At 36.7% G+C, this 18,289-nt stretch carries 9 protein-coding genes; 6 read left to right on the plus strand and 3 right to left on the minus strand.

Features of this window, described 5'->3' with window-relative positions; all coding sequences use genetic code 11:
• Positions 1-327 precede the first annotated feature (327 nt).
• On the plus strand, positions 328-10,947 hold the full coding sequence (locus FC97_RS03280) for a hypothetical protein (RefSeq protein ID WP_056967793.1): 10,620 nt from the start codon (positions 328-330) through the stop codon (positions 10,945-10,947).
• Between the two features lie 90 nt (positions 10,948-11,037).
• Here the strand turns inward: FC97_RS03280 and FC97_RS03285 are convergent, their stop codons facing one another.
• Entirely contained in the window at positions 11,038-11,901 is an 864-nt protein-coding gene (locus FC97_RS03285; protein ID WP_054643019.1) for an NmrA family NAD(P)-binding protein, read from the minus strand.
• A 144-nt stretch (positions 11,902-12,045) separates the two neighbouring features.
• Here FC97_RS03285 and FC97_RS03290 point away from each other — a divergent pair, with 144 nt between their 5' ends.
• Positions 12,046-12,333: a hypothetical protein gene (locus tag FC97_RS03290; RefSeq protein ID WP_054643020.1), complete on the plus strand. Its 288-nt coding sequence runs from the start codon at positions 12,046-12,048 to the stop codon at positions 12,331-12,333.
• A gap of 443 nt (positions 12,334-12,776) precedes the next feature.
• Here FC97_RS03290 and FC97_RS03295 read toward each other — a convergent pair whose 3' ends face one another.
• Positions 12,777-14,111 (minus strand): dihydrolipoyl dehydrogenase family protein, encoded by a 1,335-nt coding sequence (locus FC97_RS03295; protein WP_054643021.1) that lies wholly within the window; start codon positions 14,109-14,111, stop codon positions 12,777-12,779.
• A 143-nt stretch (positions 14,112-14,254) separates the two neighbouring features.
• Between FC97_RS03295 and FC97_RS03300 the strand changes: the two genes are divergently transcribed.
• Complete coding sequence (locus FC97_RS03300) at positions 14,255-15,025, plus strand: alpha/beta hydrolase (protein ID WP_054643022.1); 771 nt, start codon at positions 14,255-14,257, stop codon at positions 15,023-15,025.
• 122 nt (positions 15,026-15,147) lie between these two features.
• On the opposite strand, the gene FC97_RS03305 is transcribed toward FC97_RS03300, so the two are convergent.
• Positions 15,148-15,810, minus strand: coding sequence for a nitroreductase (locus FC97_RS03305; protein ID WP_054643023.1), 663 nt, complete (start codon positions 15,808-15,810; stop codon positions 15,148-15,150).
• A gap of 114 nt (positions 15,811-15,924) precedes the next feature.
• On the opposite strand from FC97_RS03305, the gene FC97_RS03310 reads away from it, so the two are divergent.
• Genes FC97_RS03310 through FC97_RS03320 form a run of 3 tightly spaced genes read left to right on the plus strand, consistent with a single transcriptional unit; the run spans position 15,925 to position 18,125 of the window.
• The gene (locus FC97_RS03310) at positions 15,925-16,467 is read left to right on the plus strand and encodes a sugar O-acetyltransferase (RefSeq protein WP_054643024.1); all 543 of its coding nucleotides are present in this window, start codon (positions 15,925-15,927) and stop codon (positions 16,465-16,467) included.
• Entirely contained in the window at positions 16,467-17,216 is a 750-nt protein-coding gene (locus FC97_RS03315) for an SDR family oxidoreductase (RefSeq protein WP_054643025.1), read from the plus strand. The genes FC97_RS03310 and FC97_RS03315 overlap by 1 nt, the downstream gene beginning before the upstream one ends.
• A 42-nt stretch (positions 17,217-17,258) precedes the next feature.
• Complete coding sequence (locus FC97_RS03320) at positions 17,259-18,125, plus strand: aldo/keto reductase (RefSeq protein WP_054643026.1); 867 nt, start codon at positions 17,259-17,261, stop codon at positions 18,123-18,125.
• Positions 18,126-18,289 lie beyond the last annotated feature (164 nt).

Consider the following 18,289-nt stretch of genomic DNA (forward strand, 5'->3'; position numbering starts at 1 on the left):
TGAAAATTAATTTTGAACATTTTACTCTAAGAATATTTATATAAAGTGTTTTAAAGACCAATCTGAAAAACGCTTAGTCTAAGGACTGCTTTCTAGTTATATTCCCTTTAAGAATAATAATTCATAAATTTTTGGTAAGGAATTTAATATATTAAATATAAAAAAAGAGTATCTTCATTTATAAGTGGTGAAGATACTCTTTTTTTGGCCTATAATAAAGTCAATTGTTACATATAAATTTATTTAATTTTTATAAAAACAAATTTTTTGTGGTGTTAAACTTTAAATTATTAGGTAGAAAGCTCATCTAAGGTGGAGGGGTTTTAAATGAAAAGAAATGTTAAATATGTAGGGGGAGCAGTTGCGGCTGCTCTATTAGCTGCGGGGGCTCCTATTGCAATCCCCACGTTGGTTGCTGAGGCTGATTTAACAACTGATACTAGCGAAATTACTAAAAATCCTAAAGATTTGCCGATAACGACATTTCTCAATGATTTTATGGACCAATTTAGTAGTCAGTATGTTTCTAATACACAGGTGTTTGTAGCTGCATTGAAGCAAAAGCTTCCTTATATAAAGAATAATCAGTATTCTTATTTTGATTCAACTAATCCAGCTCATATATTGGATTTACAGAATGACCCCGCTATTGAGATGTTAAAAAGTAAACCAATTAGTTTTCCTCTTGAGGATCCGATTAGTAAAAAATATTACTACCGTGATGTCTTGGGGTCATTAACATTAACTGATGGCAATGGAAATCAAATCATGCTTCGTAGTGGTGATGACTACGAAAAAGCTATTCAAGAATTCACTGATAATGAAATTAAATTTCCCATTAGTGTAGAGATCAAATTTGTTTCATCGACTAATGCTGCTGATGGATACGGAAACTATAACCCACCATCATTGGAAACACCAGGGGTTACATCTGATATGACTTATAAGAAAATTTCCGTTTCTATGAGTAGGTTTGATGTAACTGAAGATGATACCACTCCAATGGTGACAGCCGGAACTTCTTTAACAGATCCGGCTTTAACAAATAATAAAAATGCATTCAAAGTAACTGATAAGTACGCTGATACCGCAGGTGACGGTGCTAGAACTCCCGTTTATGGTAAAAGTCTATTTGCTGGTACAAGTGACGGTAAAACGGCGGCCATTTCTTATGCTAAGTCTGTACAATTTAAACCAGATTCTACAAGTAGTGGTGATGTTTCTTCTGATGTTCTTAATTCTAGCGGCCAAATTTTGAAAGCTGGCAAATATTATCAGACTGTTTCTTACAAGCTGGATAATGGTAATGATGCAGCGATTGAAGCAATGTTAAAGGGTACAGAAGATCCAGAAACTTCGCAGAAAGTTAGTCTCTATAAAGTTTTTGCTAACGGAAATAACACTGAATTAAAAGATGGAACAGACTTTGTATACAACCAAAGTGCTGGAATGATCACATTTATTCGTCCTATTGAGGTTACCGATACGGTTAAGCCAATTTTGGAGTCTCCAACGATGTCTGTAGGTGATTTGACTAATTCAGCAATTTTAACGAACACTACTAACGATTACTTAACGGATGATACTGGTCAAAAAATTCCAATTGATGATGTGAAATTTGACGATACCTATTACACGGATAAGAGTGCTACAACAACAGCAACTGATTTAGTAACGGATGGCAAATTCACTAAGACCGGAACATTTTATCGTAAGGTAACGTTTACATTGTCCGGCGGAGAAGCACAATATATTACTAATAATAACGGTGCAGTTGATACTGGAACTAACACACTTACTTATGTTCAACCAGTGACAATTAAAGATGGTGTAACTGAAAGTGCTGATACACCAAGTGTTAATGTAGGGGATAAAGTTTCCGCATCTGTAACGACAGGTAACACATTGTCTAATAATGCAGGTTCTTTAATTGATATAACAAAAGATGATTCTACAAAGGGAATTTATAAAGGTGTCAGTTTTGGCTCAGATTATTACAATATCGGTACTTCTACAGAGGATATTTTAAATAATAATAAAAACGCTACTCCTGTAAGTGGTGTAGTTGATGATGGTTCTTTTGCTAAAGAAGGAGACTATTTGCGTACGATTACTTTCTATCTTGTTGATAGTGCTATAGATACCAATAATTTTGGAACTGATAGTACGACTTATAAGACAGATGTTACTAATAATACTGTAACTTATGTTCAAAAGGTACATGTTGGTCCACTTAGTTCAGTGAATGTTAACTATGGTTCTGTAAAATTGATGACGGGTGCAGCTACAGATGATCCAACATTAGTAAGTACTGACGGCGATACCTTAACATTTGGCACAGATAAGACTAATTTGATTGATACTACTAAAGGCAGTAATAAAAACGGAATTGATTTTGGTCAACAATATTTCAAAACATTAAGTAATGGTAAATTAAGTGACCCAGTGACTGACTTTAGTGAAACTGGAACTTATTATCGTACAATCAAGTTTTATGTAAATAAAGATGTTGGTTCAATCAATTTCAATGGAACAACAGGAACTACAGATTCTAGTGACAATAGTGTCACTTTTATTCAGACTATTAACGTTCAAGAAGTCAATGTTAAGCCTATTATTCCAGATCTTGATCTACAGGTTGGAGTAAAACCCGCAACAAGTGAAGACTTGAAGTTGACAATTTCTGGTGAATCAATAAGTAAAAGTTATACGAAGGATAGTGTATATTACACCAGTTTAGAAGATGCTGAAAACAAATCAGGAGCCATCGATGATCCAAATGATAAATACAGTTATACTGCAAATACCACAAATATTCCTTATTATTACAGATATGTAACATTCACTTTAAAGGATGGGTTACAAGCAAGTGATTATAAATTTCCAGATGTAAATGGTGTACCTGCCATTATTAGCTCTGATGGCAAAAGTGTCACATATCTACAAAGGGTTAATGTGGAGAGCACGCTTGTTAAGGCAGTGCTTTCTGATAGTATTTCCTTACCAATTTATACCAATGCGGGGCCAAATCCATTTCTTTGGGACAATGAATTGTCTGATAGTGGAGATACCAAATATGCGGCATACTTAGGTGTATATCCTAATTTCGATGCTGATACCCCTCTTGTAAATCCAGAGACAAGTAGTACTCCAGATAGGAACAAAACCTTACTGGGGCATATTTACTATGATTCTGCTGCGGATGCACTTGCTGATGGTGAAGCTGCAGATGGGTGGACCTTTGCTGAAGAGCAAGAAGATGATTTTGTAGTTCCTGATGGTGAGGGAACTATATATAGAGATGTTCCGAATTCAGGCAGATTCGAATTTACTAAAGTTCAAGATTATTACCGTAAAGTATCGTTCAAATTAGATGGGCCAGCGAGTTCTTATGTGTTCGATGGTACTGAAGGTAAAGATTATATAATTAGTGCTGATGGAAAAATAGTTACTTTTGCTCAAGTGATTCATGTAACAGGTGATGAGGCTACGGCCTATATGGAAGATAAAGTATCTTATAATTATGCAGACTATAAAAACAATGATATGCCTTCTGATGCATATTTGTATTTAGGAGATGACGAGAACAAGAAAATTAGTGATGGTAATGCATCAAATCAACTGTATGCTACAGCAGATAATGCTGAGACCAAGTCGGACCCTGTAACAAATGTAGAAGGAGGAGAAGCCTACTATCGTGTTGTTACTTTAGATGGTAATAGGAAATATGATCTTTATAACAATAATAGCGATAACCCAGTAAATGGTTATGCTCCAATAATTGATGGTAATACTGATACCATTAGTTATATTCAAGAAGTGTATATAAATCCATTACCTGTACAACATCTCACATTGAATATAGATTCAGCCATAGCCGACAAGGGTGAGGATATGAAGATGGCGATAGATGGTAATAACAACATTACTATTGGTGGAGAAGGTTATAAGATGGTATCTGTAACTGACGGTGATGTCTCTGTTACTGTTGCTGTACCTGTACCTGATGATGGAAAAAACCTCACTTTTTATGCTAGTCAGAAAGATGCATTAGACGGTGAAAATCCCGTATCTGAAAAAACTTTCGAAATGGGCAAAACTTATTATTTACCAATTAATGCCCCACTTATTGGTGGGAATGACGTAAATTATGTATGGCCTGGAGTTGAAGGCGAAGATTATAAATTTAGAACTGTTAAGATATCAGGCGCTTCCACTAATGTAGCTACTTATGTTCAAAAATTTGAGGTTACTGATAATACAGTTCAGGCAACAGTTCCAGATATAAATATTCCTTCGGGTACCAAAGCATCAGCAATAGATAACGATGAAGATAATATTACCTTTATGTTAACGGGTACAAATAAGTCTGTAGTTGATCAGGACAATTTGGAACTCTATCCAGATAGTAGTGGGAAGTTACCTCAATATTATCTAAATAAAGAGGATGCAATCGCAGCTGGAAAAGGATTTTTAAAGGGCGAATCAGAATTTACCGATTCCAATCTGGGTGCCAGTCGTGTATTTTCTGATCTAGGGTCTTATTATCGTTTAATAGCGTTTTTGGACGCTGGAGATCATACTTTCAATGATGCTGTAACTGGTCAACCTGCTATAAAAGGTATCAATGGTTCTGGAAATATTATTGTGTTTTTACAAAGAATTAATGTAACTGGACAACCCAAGGAAACGTCAGATAAAGTTTCTTCAAGTGTCGGAAGCAATGTTAGTGATGCCGGCATAGGTAACGCTACTTCTTTGACTATAGATGGGAAGTCTATTGTAGATGGAACACCAGAGGCTGGTAGTGATTATTATGCTGTTGCTGATAATAAGTCAACTGACATTTTAAATGGAGAAGGAAAAACTACTGAAGACGTTACTGATGGAACTAGATTCACTAAGACAGGTGATTACTATCGCGTAATCAAATTTAAGTTGAATTCTGATATTAACACCGATTACTATACTTTTACTGATGGTAAGGTATCCAGTGACACTGATGGTAATAAATATGTCGAATATGTTCAAGAAGTTGACATCATCCCTAAAGCAACTGTTAATATAACGAACTTGCATGTAAGTACCGGATCTTCAACAACCATCACGGATACAACGGATGACAGTATTGTCGATAGTTCTAATACTTCTTTAATCGATAATCCTAAAAACGATATTACATTTGGTAACGTCTATTACACTGATGCTAAAGCAGCACTAAATGAATCTACAGATAAGATTGCGAATGTAGGTTCAACTTTCACAGCTGAAGGAACGTACTATCGTCGAATTACATTCAAATTGAATGCTGACGCAAGTAATTATACGTTTACTGATTTAGTAAATGGTGTCGGTCATGTTGAGAATGGCAATGAAATAACCTTTGTTCAGTCTGTAACCGTTACAGCCGGTAATATTAATGATATTATTGGAACAGGAACAAGAGAGGTTGGGGAAAGTTTGCCTGCTAATGATAGTTTAGGCACTGAAAATGACTTGACTCTTGATAACGGAGGGGACTCGATAATGACTGGCGTTACATTTGGCGACAAATATTACAGTAAAAAAGCTGATGCAGTGAATAGTACTACCGGAGCAGGACAAGATAAAGTTTCTGCTGCTGGAACATATTATCGTACAATAACCTTCGCATTAAAGAATCCTGCTAGTTCATATAAATTTGATGGAAAATCAGGGGAAGATTATCTAGTTAGTGAAGACGGTAAGAATGTTACATTTGCTCAACCAATCAATGTTGGAAAAGCTTCTGCAATTCCTTCTGTTAAAGATTTGGATATAGTAGCAAAAACATCGACTGAAGATCCTTTTGTAACTGAAAATAATAAATATGTATTGACAGGAGCTACATTTGATCATGTCGGAAAGATTTACTATGGTTCACGAGATGGTGCAAAGAAGCTAGAATCGACAGATATAGTAACTACTGCTGCAACAGATGGATTCTTTAATGAAGGAAATTACTATCGTTTGCTGTACTTCACAGTTGGCGATGATTTCTTCAACAATTATGAGCTAAAGGATGATAATCTGCAGCAACTTGATAATCATACGGTGGTTTATGCTCAACCAGTAAATGTTAGTCATTCCACTGCAGTAACAAAGCCTGAAATTACTAATGGAAAGGTAATTGTCGATAATGGTATTAATACTGTTCAGTCTGGAGTAAATAAATTATTAGATAGCAAGAACGTGGTAATTTCAGAAAATCCAAGCTTTGGGTCAGATTATTATGATAATTATGACGATGTTTTTGCCACTGATGCCACAAAGTCAACAGATGTAGTTGATGGAGTATTCAAGAAGGCTGGAACCTATTATAGAAAAATCACCTTTACATTGACTGATGATGCCATAGCAGCTAATAACTTTGATGCAAATGCACATGTCTCTGGTAATACTGTATCTTATGTTCAAACAGTGAACGTTGCTGCTAAAACTAATATCAATATAGATGCTGATTCAACTGTTGACGTAACAGCTGGTTCTGCTGAAAGTACATTGACCAATGATTATAAATTAACTGATGACGATAGTAATATCGTTGGAACTTTATCAACATCAGATAAAATTGCTTATTACGGAGAATTAACCGATGCATTAGCTCAAAATACAAAAACTGATAGTGACGCTATTAGTGGTGGTAGTTTCAATGCGGGTAAGTATTACCGTCTACTAGTCTTTACACCAAATGCTGGGGTAAATAAGGACAACTATAGTTTGAATAACCCTAATTTGGCTTGGTCTGCAGATGGTACAAAGATACTATTTGCTCAAGAAATTAACGCTAGTGCAAATGCAGTTTCGAAGTACAATATTTCTACACCTAAAGTAACTGTTGGTTCTTCAGAAAAAGATTCCGAGACTTCAAGTGGTAATCAAATATTTGATCATTCTGGTAAAGAGATATCTGCCAGTGTTACTTTTGGAAAAGACTACTATGCTAATTCGGGAGACGTTTTTGATAAAAATGTTAAGCCGGTAGATGGAGTAGTTGTAGATGGCAATTTTGTCAAAGTAGATACGTATTACCGTGAAATTGTCTTCCATTTAAGTCATGCAGATATAGTTAATAACTCATTTGGTAATGCCAAAGTTGATACAAATAACAACACTGTATCTTATGTTCAAGCTGTGGTTGTATCACAATCAAATGTGGCCAGAATCAATGTAAATCCAATATCAGTAAATGTTGGAACATCAGTTGATTCAGTTAAGAATACAGATACATTAACTGATGTAACTAATAAATCATTAGGAACGGCCATTGTAGATAATAGTAATTTCTATGATAAGGCTACGGATGCTCTGGATGGTAGTAATGTAGATATTAATGCAACAACTAATGGTCTCTTCAACAAGGGAACTTACTATCGTTTGGTAACATTCAAGACAGTTTCTGACTTTGCCAAGAATTACACTTTGAATGGTCTAAATGCAAAGATGAATGCTGACGGTTCAGTTACTTACGCTCAAAAGATTGATGTAAAGGCTAACGGTGTTGTAAAACATAACTTCGGAGATATTAGTGCCAATATTGGTGAATCAACAGATAAAATAGCTGATGCAACTGGTACATTAACTGATGCATCTGGTAACGAGATCAAAGCGTCGGTTTCCGCTGAATCAATTTACTATGATAATGCAGATGATGTCTTCTCGAGTACTGGAAAAGTAACCGAGGGTATTAATGCTGGTAAGCAATTCACTAGAGCTGGAACTTACTATCGTGAGATTAGTTTCAAACTAGATGGTTCAGTAGATGTTAAGAATTATGATTTCGGTTCTGATGCCCATGTTTCTGGCAACATTGTATCCTTTGTTCAATCAGTAGTTGTTGGTGAAAATGCAGCAAGTATAACCGTTGGACCATTGAATATTGAGACTGGTACAAGAACTAATGATCAATCGGTTACAAGTACTGATGGATACGTTCTAAGAGCTGGAGATGATAGCTTTACTGATCCAACATTGGGGATGACTTACTACAAGAGTGTTAACGGAGCTTTGGGTAAATCCAATGGTGATGAAGTTGATCCTAATGCGGTAACCGCCGTAACTGATGGTGCTTTCAATAAAGGAACTTATTATCGTCAAGTAGTGTTCAAAGTTGGTAATGATTTTGCTGATAAATATAATTGGACTGATACTACAAATGCGATATATAAAGATGGAACAGTAATCTATGCTCAACAAATCAATGTCAAAGATAGTGTCGTTTCAAAACATACCATTGAAGATGCTAAGGCTAACGTGGGTGATTCAGTCACTGCTGTAACTTCGACTGGCAATGCTTTGATGGATGCCACTGGTAATAAACTTGATGCAACTGTTTCATATGGAACGGACTATTACGATAATTATGATGATGTCTTTACTCCAAATGCTGCTAGGACTAAGAATATTGCTAATGGTGCCTTTACTAAGGCTGGTACATACTACCGTGTAATCAGCTTCAAGGTTAGTCCTGAAGCTATTGCACAAAATGATTTTGGTAGTGAAGCCCATATTTCTGGCAATACTGTATCCTTTGTTCAAGCTGTTTCAGTTGATAATAAAGTTAATGTAGCCGTTAATATCAATGTCACTCCAACAATCACGGTTAGTGCTGACACTGCTACTAATGATGCTAAATTGACTAAGACAACTGGATATACTTTGAGCAATAATTTAGGCACTGTCCTTGCTACGGTTTCCGCGGGAGACAAGTACTATACAGATGTTCAAAGTGCTTTGAAGCAAGGTGACACTGGTTTGGCTGACGTTAACGGCCAATTCACAAAGGCTGGCACATATTATCGTGTTATCACTTTCAAGCCTTCCAAAGCTATTGATGCTAATAGTATTTCTAATCCAAATGCGCGTGTGAATGCTGATGGAACTATCAGTTATGTTCAAGCCGTTACGGTTACAAAGAATGCTACTAATATCAATTCTTCAGTTGGTGAATTAGATCTAAGAGCGAATGCTGAAAAAGATAATCCTGCTTTGATCAACACTAAGGAATACTCTTTGAAAGATGTTGCTGGTAACTCCTTGGTTGATAAGACTAAAGGCACATACGGTGTCGAACTTGGTCAAACATTCTACACAGATAGTGGCTTGACTCAAAAGACCACTGATGCTAATAGTGCTAGAATTTCTAAGGCCGGAACTTATTACCGTACTGTGAAGTTCTATCTAACTAATGGTGCTGCTGACGCTAACCAATTCGAGAGTATTGGTGGAACTTATGACGCAACTGACAACAGTGTGACATTTGTTCAAATGATTAATGCTTCGGCTACTCCAGTTAATCCATCTAATCCAGCTATTGCCAAAATTAATAATGTGACAGTAGATAATGGTACTTCGATGACTGATGAGGTTTTGCAAAATGATGATGATGTCTACATTGTTGATAAGAATGGCGACTCAATTGTCGCTAATGGCGGTGTTAAATTTGATACGACTCTTTACGATAGTGTAGGTAGACCAGTAACTAACTTGAAGACGGCTGGTACTTATAATCAAGTAGTTACAGTTAAGTTGGCAAATGATGTCAGTGCTTATACTTTTGGCAAAGGTTATAAAGTTGATCCAGCCAATAACACGGTATCTTATGTCCGTACAGTTACTGTTAAAGCTGCAAGTTCTACAGGTGGTAACACTGGTGGAAATAGCGGTAATACAGGTGGCAGTACTGGCGGTAACAGTGGTTCTTCAACTGAAACTGGTGGTTCAACCGGTGCTGAAACTGATGAAGATGATGATTGGAATTACTCACCGATTCAAGGTGTCGTAACAACTAAGACTGATCATCAATTTTACACATTGAACAATCAGGATAATGATAAGATTCCTAGCCGTGTATTGGGTCAGGATTCATCTTGGAAGACGGATCAAATCCGTGTCAATAAAGCTGGAGTTACACAATACCGTGTTGCAACAGGTGAATGGATTTACGCCGACGATGTAGTGCTCAATCAAAATAGTTCTGAAGATGGCGATTGGACCTATACTCCAGTTCAAGGTGTTGTAACGACTAAGACTGATCAAAAGAAATATCAATTGAATAATCATGAAAATACGGCTATCGCAAATCGTGATTTGAAGGAAGAAACTTCATGGAAGACTGATCTTTATCGGACTAACAAAGAGGGTGTAAGACAATATCGTGTCGCAACCGGCGAATGGATTGATGCGGATGATGTTAACTTCAATCAAGATGAAGAAGACTTTTGGACATACGAATCTGTAAGTGGTGTTGTTAAGACAAAAGCTGGTCAAATTGAATATCAATTGAATGATCAAGAAAACAAAGCTATTGCTCATCGTGATTTGAAAGAAGAAACTTCATGGAAGACTGATCTATACCGTACAAATGAGGCAGGAGTCAAACAATATCGTGTCGCAACGGGTGAATGGATTGATGCTAATGATGTTGACTTTATAAATAATAATAAGAATGATGAAGGTTGGATTTACACTTCAATTAGTGGAATCGTCACAACTAAACCTAATCAAGCAAATTACCAATTGAATAACCAAAATAATTCTGCCATTGCTGGTCGTGAATTGGTTAAAGATTCATCATGGAAGACCGATCAATGTCGGACTAACCGAGAAGGAATCAAACAATATCGAGTTGCAACAGGTGAATGGGTTGATGCTAATGATGTTGTCTATGAAGATGCCGTTGATACTGGTATTTTCAGGGATGGACGTAAAGTTAGTGGTGTCATTAATCTAGATAGAACAAATATCTTCTATGACCTCTATTCTAGAGAGAATGAAATTATCGAAGATTATTCTCTAGGTGAAGAAACATCTTGGAAGACTGATTACAAAGCTCAAGATGTCAATGGTGATACTTATTATCACGTTGGCGACAATGAGTGGATCAAGGCTGAAAAGGGTGTTCATTTCAATAATTATGCTTGGTATTAAAAAGCAAAAAGTTTTTGAGTATTAAGAAAATAGCACTAGGTAATCGTTTGATTACCTAGTGCTATTTGTTTTTGGTAGAAAAAATTATGTTTAAATGAAGTATCCTTTGTAATCTTTCACGTAATTTGTAATTGTACGAGGTGCATGACCAAGAATTTTGGCAGTTTCATCAGTAACCGTTTTGGCATTGCCTAATTGAGTGGTTAAGTAGAGCATAACCATTACGTTAACGAAATCCTTTTTCAAGCCACGTTGCAACATCGTTTTGCGAAATTTCAATAAACTAGGTTTGCTGTAAGTTATTTTGACGCCGAGGACTTTAGTCATAATTTCAGCTATTTCGTAGTATGTAAGGGCGCTTGGACCGGTAATATTCAACTTTTGGTGAAGATACCTATCGTTTAAAAGTGCAATTCCAGCAACTTCGGCGATATCTCTAGTATCAATGAAACTAGTACGAGACTTACCAGCAGGGATGAAAAGATCATGATTCTTAACGATATCTTCTCTGTGCGTTGTGTTCAAATTTTGCATGAAAAAGCTAGGTCGAATAAAGGTGTAAGGTAAATTTAATTCTTCAATCATGTTTTCGATTTGATGATGCGGTGTTCGCTTATTCTTATCGACTCCAAAGAGTGAAATAAAAACAATCTGTTCAATATGCTGTTTTTGAGCATATTTTAAGAAGGGCAACATATCAACTTTAGGATTAGCCAATTGTGGTGGTCTGACGAAGAAAACTTTTGATACACCTTCGAAAGCTTGAGGAAAGGTTGATGAATCCAAGAAATCGAAATGTTTTAATTCCAAATTAGGGATGTTATCGAACTTAGGACGATCTTTAGTTAAATTGTGTACTCCAGCAGTAATTTCGACTTTATTAGTAGCACTCAAATACTTAATAAGTGGAAATCCAATATTGCCATTCCCACCGATGACTAAAATTCTCTCCATAATTTTGCCTCGTTTAATAATTTCTTTTATATGACTAACATTAGTCGTCTTAAAAAAATTATCAATATATGTAACAAAGTACTTGCTATAAAACGCGTTCGAGGGTCTACATTATGGATGAATTCAGAAAGGAAAGTGACAAAAATGTTTGCATATGTACAAATTTTTAGCGGTAAGAATAATGTTTCGTATGGTTATGTTGATCTTTCTTTTTCAAAGAACGTGTTGTCTGTTTCAGCTTTGAAGGGAAATTTGCGTGAGCATGATATTAAGATTTCTGTACCTGAGATTAGTGATATTTCGTCAGGTAAGTATCAGAGCTGGAATCAGATGAGTTTTATGTATCAAGGTTTGAAGTATGTCTTCATTTACAGTGGTTATGGTGGCTACAATTATTTGGAAGATCATCTTATGACTGAAATGATAGAGTAAAAATACTTTCTATATTTTAATTAGTGTATGTTTCCGTCGTCCGCTCGGTTTTGTGGATTCTGGAACGTAGGGGGCACAAATTTGAGCCAATTATGAACCAAATTGTCTCAAATTTTGGCCTTCTTCTAATCTTGCGTTGCAAGCTAAGAAGAATTTCCCTACTGAGAATCCACAAAACGATCGCTACCGACTAGATAATATTTTTTTTATTTATTTTCGGTAGTTCATAATAAAAACCAGTGTAGTTTCCATCTTTTTTTGATGGTTGCTGCACTGGTTTTTTTTCAATAACCATTGTTCTATGTTTAATGGTGGAAACGAGCTACGCAGGCCAATTTCTTCCGGTTTGCTACAGTCCTGAAATTGCCCGCACGGTTCGCGGGCGATTCCAGGACTTAGGCAAATCCTCGGAAACTCCCGGGCCTGCTCCGCTCTCTGTTTGTTTATGCTCGGTGCCAAGCGGCATAGCCGATTGTTGGGAAGATTCCTATTAGTCGGCTAATTTGTTCGCGGTCGAATTTGAACTCGATGGCTGGTAATAATGCGTTGACTGCATCTTGAGCTTGGTCACTGACTTCTGTCACTCCGATTAAATGACCGTCTTTATCATGAATTTGCTTACTTTCAGCGATTGGTTCTTTGTCTACTTGGTAGTACCAGTAGTTGGCTAGGTCATTTGTGCTGACTTCATAGCCTTTCTTTTCGGCTTCATCAACTGAAACTCCGGCTTGGGCAATACGTGGTGAGGTAAAGACAACTGATGGGATAACAGGATACTTGATGGCATCGGTTGTTTGTCCAGAGAATAGTTTCATTAGATATTTGGATTCGAAATAGGCGGCTGGTGTGACTTTTGGTAAGTCATTGGAAACAACATCTCCAGCAGCATAAATGTTATCTACATTTGTTTGAAGATGATCATTGACGAAGACTCCGGTTTTATCGAATTTAACGCCAACTTTATCAAGTCCTAATTCATCTAAGTTAGGGATACGACCGGTTGCGTCTAAAATCCAATCGGTATCAAGTGTCTGATTGTCGCCATAAGTTACTTGATAACCGTTATCGGTTTTGGCGAAGGCTTGAACGTTGGAATTTTCAATGAACTTAACGCCACGTTCTTTTAAGTCGTTAACTACTTTTTCAACATAAGGTTGATAGAATTTTCTTAATACTTTATCTGAATGGAGCATAACGGTAATGTCAGCACCAGCTTCGTTGGCGATGGTAGCGAATTCCATCCCGATGTAGCCAGACCCAACAATTGTGATTTTTTCAGGTAAAATTTTAAGATTTAAAAAGTCTTCACTATCATGAGCCAATTCAGTTCCAGGGATATCTAAACGATGAGGTCTGAGGCCAGTCGCAATGACGATCTTTTCAGCTGTGACTTCAGTTTTGCCATCAACGATCACGGTATGATTATCTTTAAATTGAGCATGCCCGTGAATAATTGTTGCTCCAGCATTTTCCAAACGGTCAGTTAATCCTTGGGGTAAGACGTCGATAATTTCCTGTTTATGTTCAATGTTTTTAGTCCAATCAATCTTTAAGTCGCCTTTGAGGATACCATTCATCCGTTGAGCTTCGCGGGTCATCTTGACGGGTTCGTCAATTGTGATTTTAGCATTACAACCACGGTTGGGACAGGTTCCACCAACGAGTCCGCTCTCAATGACGCCAACGGAGACACCAGTTTCTGCTAAAGGGGCACCACCATCAAAAGTTGCATGACCAGCACCAATGTAGAGTACATCATAATCGAATTTTTTTGACATTAAAGTATCCTCCAAAAAATTATTTTATACTTCCAATGTAAAACATTTCGTATACCATGACAATTAATATGGTAGCCGCTTATGAAATTTCTTTGGCAGAAGTAGTGGGGAGGATTAAAATAATCAAAAAGGAGAGTCAGAATATGGATGTTGAAATAAAACGTGATGGTTTAACTTTACGAGGGACGTTGGTTAAACCACAAACTGAGGAATTTAATTTAGTAGTTTTGATGCATGGTTTTACTTCCAATCGTGGAATTGACCCAGATCAACTACTTTACCAATTAGCACAACGTTTTGAAGCTAAGGGGATGGCTACTTTGCGTTTTGACTTTAATGGTCATGGACAAAGTGATGGTCGTTTTCAAGATATGACTGTCTTAAATGAAATCAGTGACGGTAAGGCCATTTTAGATTATGCTCGTAGTATTAAAGGCGTTAAGAAGTTGTATCTTTTGGGACATTCTCAAGGTGGAGTAGTCGCTAGTATGATTGCTGGTTATTATCATGACAAAATCGATAAGTTGGCCCTTCTAGCTCCAGCCGCAACTTTAAAAGATGATGCTTTGAAAGGTAATACGCAAGGTTACACATATGATCCACAAAACATTCCAGATACTTTACCAATCAAAAAGGGTTTAACACTAGGAGGTTTCTATCTTCGAACAGCGCAAACTCTACCTATTTATGACGTTGCTAAAGAATATCAAGGTCCAGTTTGTTTGTTGCATGGTTTGAAAGATACCGTGGTCGATAAGATTGCTTCAACTAGATACGATGACGTTTATCAAAATGATCAGTTATATTTGTTAGATGATGCTGATCATGGGTTTTCCATTGGAAATTCCCGTCAGGAAGCATTGAATATAACGACGAGGTTCTTTCTAGAGAGCGGAACAAGCCCGATTCAGTAGAGAGTTGCCCTTGTGTAGCTCGTTTTCACTATAAAACATAGAACTTTGGTTATTTATAAATAAAAAATCAGTACAAAAAAGCTCAGTGTAGACCATCAATATGGCTAATACACTGGGCTTTTCTAGTCTTTAAATTTTAGGATTTTCTCAACAGGTTCACGTTTTGATTGATAAGTGTTGATTGTGGCATCTTTAGGATAACCAATAGAAATACCAATAGCTAAAGTTTCATCGTCAGGAATTTCCATTGCTTGGCGGATAACGTCTGGAAAACGTACGCTGGTATAAGTTGGAATCGTATCAAGTCCCTTATCTTTAGCCGCTAACATCAAAGTCTGGGCAAACGAACCAGCATCGAAGACGGACCAAAGTGAAGAACCTTTAGGAATTGTGAGAAAAATTATTGTGGGTGAATGATAAAGATTAGTGCTGGCACCACTCATTTTTTCGTGAGCTTCATCAAAGTTTTCAAAATGGTGGACGATTTCATGGCGCCACTGCTTCATGTTAATTTGAGTTTCAGGACTCCAGTCATCACGGTGCATGACTGGAAATTCGGGATTACCTTTTTCTGCATCCTTTTGAATATAAGTATCCTTGATACTTTGAAGTGTTTTGCCTGTGGCAACGTAAACTTTCCAAGGTTGAGAGTTGACCCAAGAAGGAGCCTGTTGTGCCAATTCAATAATCTCTGTTAGAACCTCTTGAGAGACTGGTTCATCCTTGAAATCGCGAACTGAGTGACGCTGTTTGACGACATCTGTAAAATCCGTATTTTTCTCCATTTCTTTTAAGTATTACTAAAAGCTATAGTAATCCATTATTAATAAGTATTTAACATTATAATAGTCAATCCGTATAATGAAATCAATCAATGAGTTAGGAAATGAGGTAGTCGTTTGGAATCAAAATTAGATTTGGGAACACCGGCCTATGATGGGATTCAAAAAAATATCGATGTGAACCAGAAATTAGTTCAAGAATTGAATACCGGTGCTCATGATACTGACGAAGTTCGTAAAATGGTAAGTCAGATTACTAATGAGAAGGTTGATCCATCGACTGAAATTCGTTTACCTTTTTATACTGATTATGGACGAAATTTACATTTGGGTAAGAACGTCTTCATTAATGCCGGTGTGACTTTTACTGATTTGGGTGGAATTTATATTGGAAATAATGTTTTGATTGGACCTAATGTGACGATTGTTTCGGTTAATCATCGGATTGAACCTAGTCAGAGGCGGCATTTAAATTTAAAGTCAGTTTACATTCATGATAATGCTTGGTTAGGTGCAAATGTTACTATCACGCCGGGAACAGTTATTGGTGAAAATGCAATCGTAGGTGCTGGAGCTGTGGTAACAAAAGATGTTCCTGCTAACACGATTGTGGCTGGAGTACCAGCTAAAATTATTAGAAAAATTGAGGTAGAAAATTAATGAGTTTAAAAGATAAAGTAGTTGTAATTATGGGAGCTTCTAGTGGTATTGGTGCCGCTACAGCAAAACTTTTGGCTGGCGAAGGTGCTAAAGTAACTATCGCTGCTAGAAGAATGAATCGTTTGGAAGAAATTAAAAAAGATAATCCTGCTGGTGATATTTTAGTAGTAGAAGCTGATGTTACTAAAGCTGATGATGTCCAAAATGTTATTGATAAAACCGTAGCTGAGTATGGTCGTGTTGATGCTTTATTCAACAATGCAGGGATCATGCCAGTTAATAACTTGGATCAAATTGCCCGTGACGAATGGCAAAATATGATGGACATCAATGTTAAAGGTGTGCTAAACGGCATTGCGGCGGCTTTACCAATTATGAAGAAACAAAAGAGTGGACATGTGATCACCACTTCATCAGTTTTAGGTTATGAAGTTTTGCCTGGCTATGCAGCTTATTCAGGTACTAAGTACGCCGTTCGTGCAATTATGGAAGGACTTCGTCAAGAAGAACATCAGAATAATATTAAGACGACAATTATTGCGCCAGGTTCTGTTAAGACTGAACTTTTCGATTCCATCAATAATGATGAAGTACGTAATGGTTTGAAAGAAGCTATGAAGCAACCTGGCTCAGGAATGATGGCCCTTCAACCAGAAGAGATTGCTCAAGCAGTTGCTTTTGTAATTGATACACCAGCTAATATGGCTGTAAATGAAATGGTAATTCGTCCTACAGGACAAGAAGTATAAACAAACTTATAATAGAAACGGTTACAAATAAGGAGGACTTTTATGACAATTTTTGATGAAACATTTACGATGAACAATGGTGTAAAGATTCCTAAATTGGCTTTAGGTGTTTGGGAAATTCCTGACGATCAAACAGCTGATGCTGTAAAGAGCGCAGTTAAGATTGGTTACAGACATATTGATACTGCTCAAGCATACGGCAATGAACGTGGTGTTGGTGAAGGTGTTCGCAATGCTGGAGTACCTCGTGACCAACTTTTCGTTAATTCAAAAGTTGCGGCTGAAATCAAGAATTACGATGAAGCTAAACAATCAATCGATGAAACTTTAAGTAAGATGGGCTTGGACTACTTGGATATGATGATTATTCATAATCCGCAACCTTGGAAAGAAGTTAACCAAGGAAACGATCGCCATTTTGAGGGTAATTTGGAAACATGGCGCGCAATGGAAGACGCTGTTAAAGCTGGTAAGCTAAAGACTATTGGTGTTTCAAGTTTCCAAAAGGAAGACTTGGATAATTTGATTAAGAATAGTGATACTAAACCTGCCGTTAATCAAGTTCAAATTCATATTGGCGATACGCCAACTGATATTATCAAGTATTCTCAAGATAACGGAATCGTTGTTGAAGCATTTTCACCAATTGCTCACGGTGCTGCTATGAACAATGATTTGATCAAGAAGATGGCCGCTAAATATAACGTCAGTGTGCCACAATTGTGCATTCGTTATGACTGGCAATTAAACGTTGTCGTTCTACCTAAGACAGCTAATCCAGATCATATGAAATCAAACGCTGATATTGACTTTGAAATTTCTGATGAAGACATGAAGACTTTGGCAAAGCTTGACCAAATGGAATATGGCGATGCTAGTGTATTTCCTGTTTTTGGTGGAAAACTCTAAAATATTAAGAATAGATAGAAAGTGCTCCGTAATTATTAGACGAGAAATCTAACAATTACGGAGCACTTTTTTTAAATGTTTTTTCACATACTTTAAAAATAATCAAAATCATTCTTTTTCTATATTAGACTCTCAAATTCTAGGGATTTAAACATAATAATCTT

Source organism: Companilactobacillus kimchii DSM 13961 = JCM 10707 (genome assembly GCF_001435445.1).
GTDB lineage: Bacteria > Bacillota > Bacilli > Lactobacillales > Lactobacillaceae > Companilactobacillus > Companilactobacillus kimchii.

Excerpts from the sequence above, each read along its gene's own strand:
- FC97_RS03280 (WP_056967793.1), top strand. The coding sequence starts at position 328 with ATGAAAAGAAATGTTAAATATGTAGGGGGAGCAGTTGCGGCTGCTCTA.
- FC97_RS03285 (WP_054643019.1), bottom strand. The coding sequence starts at position 11,901 with ATGGAGAGAATTTTAGTCATCGGTGGGAATGGCAATATTGGATTTCCA.
- FC97_RS03295 (WP_054643021.1), bottom strand. The coding sequence starts at position 14,111 with ATGTCAAAAAAATTCGATTATGATGTACTCTACATTGGTGCTGGTCAT.
- FC97_RS03290 (WP_054643020.1), top strand. The coding sequence starts at position 12,046 with ATGTTTGCATATGTACAAATTTTTAGCGGTAAGAATAATGTTTCGTAT.
- FC97_RS03315 (WP_054643025.1), top strand. The coding sequence starts at position 16,467 with ATGAGTTTAAAAGATAAAGTAGTTGTAATTATGGGAGCTTCTAGTGGT.
- FC97_RS03320 (WP_054643026.1), top strand. The coding sequence starts at position 17,259 with ATGACAATTTTTGATGAAACATTTACGATGAACAATGGTGTAAAGATT.
- FC97_RS03305 (WP_054643023.1), bottom strand. The coding sequence starts at position 15,810 with ATGGAGAAAAATACGGATTTTACAGATGTCGTCAAACAGCGTCACTCA.
- FC97_RS03300 (WP_054643022.1), top strand. The coding sequence starts at position 14,255 with ATGGATGTTGAAATAAAACGTGATGGTTTAACTTTACGAGGGACGTTG.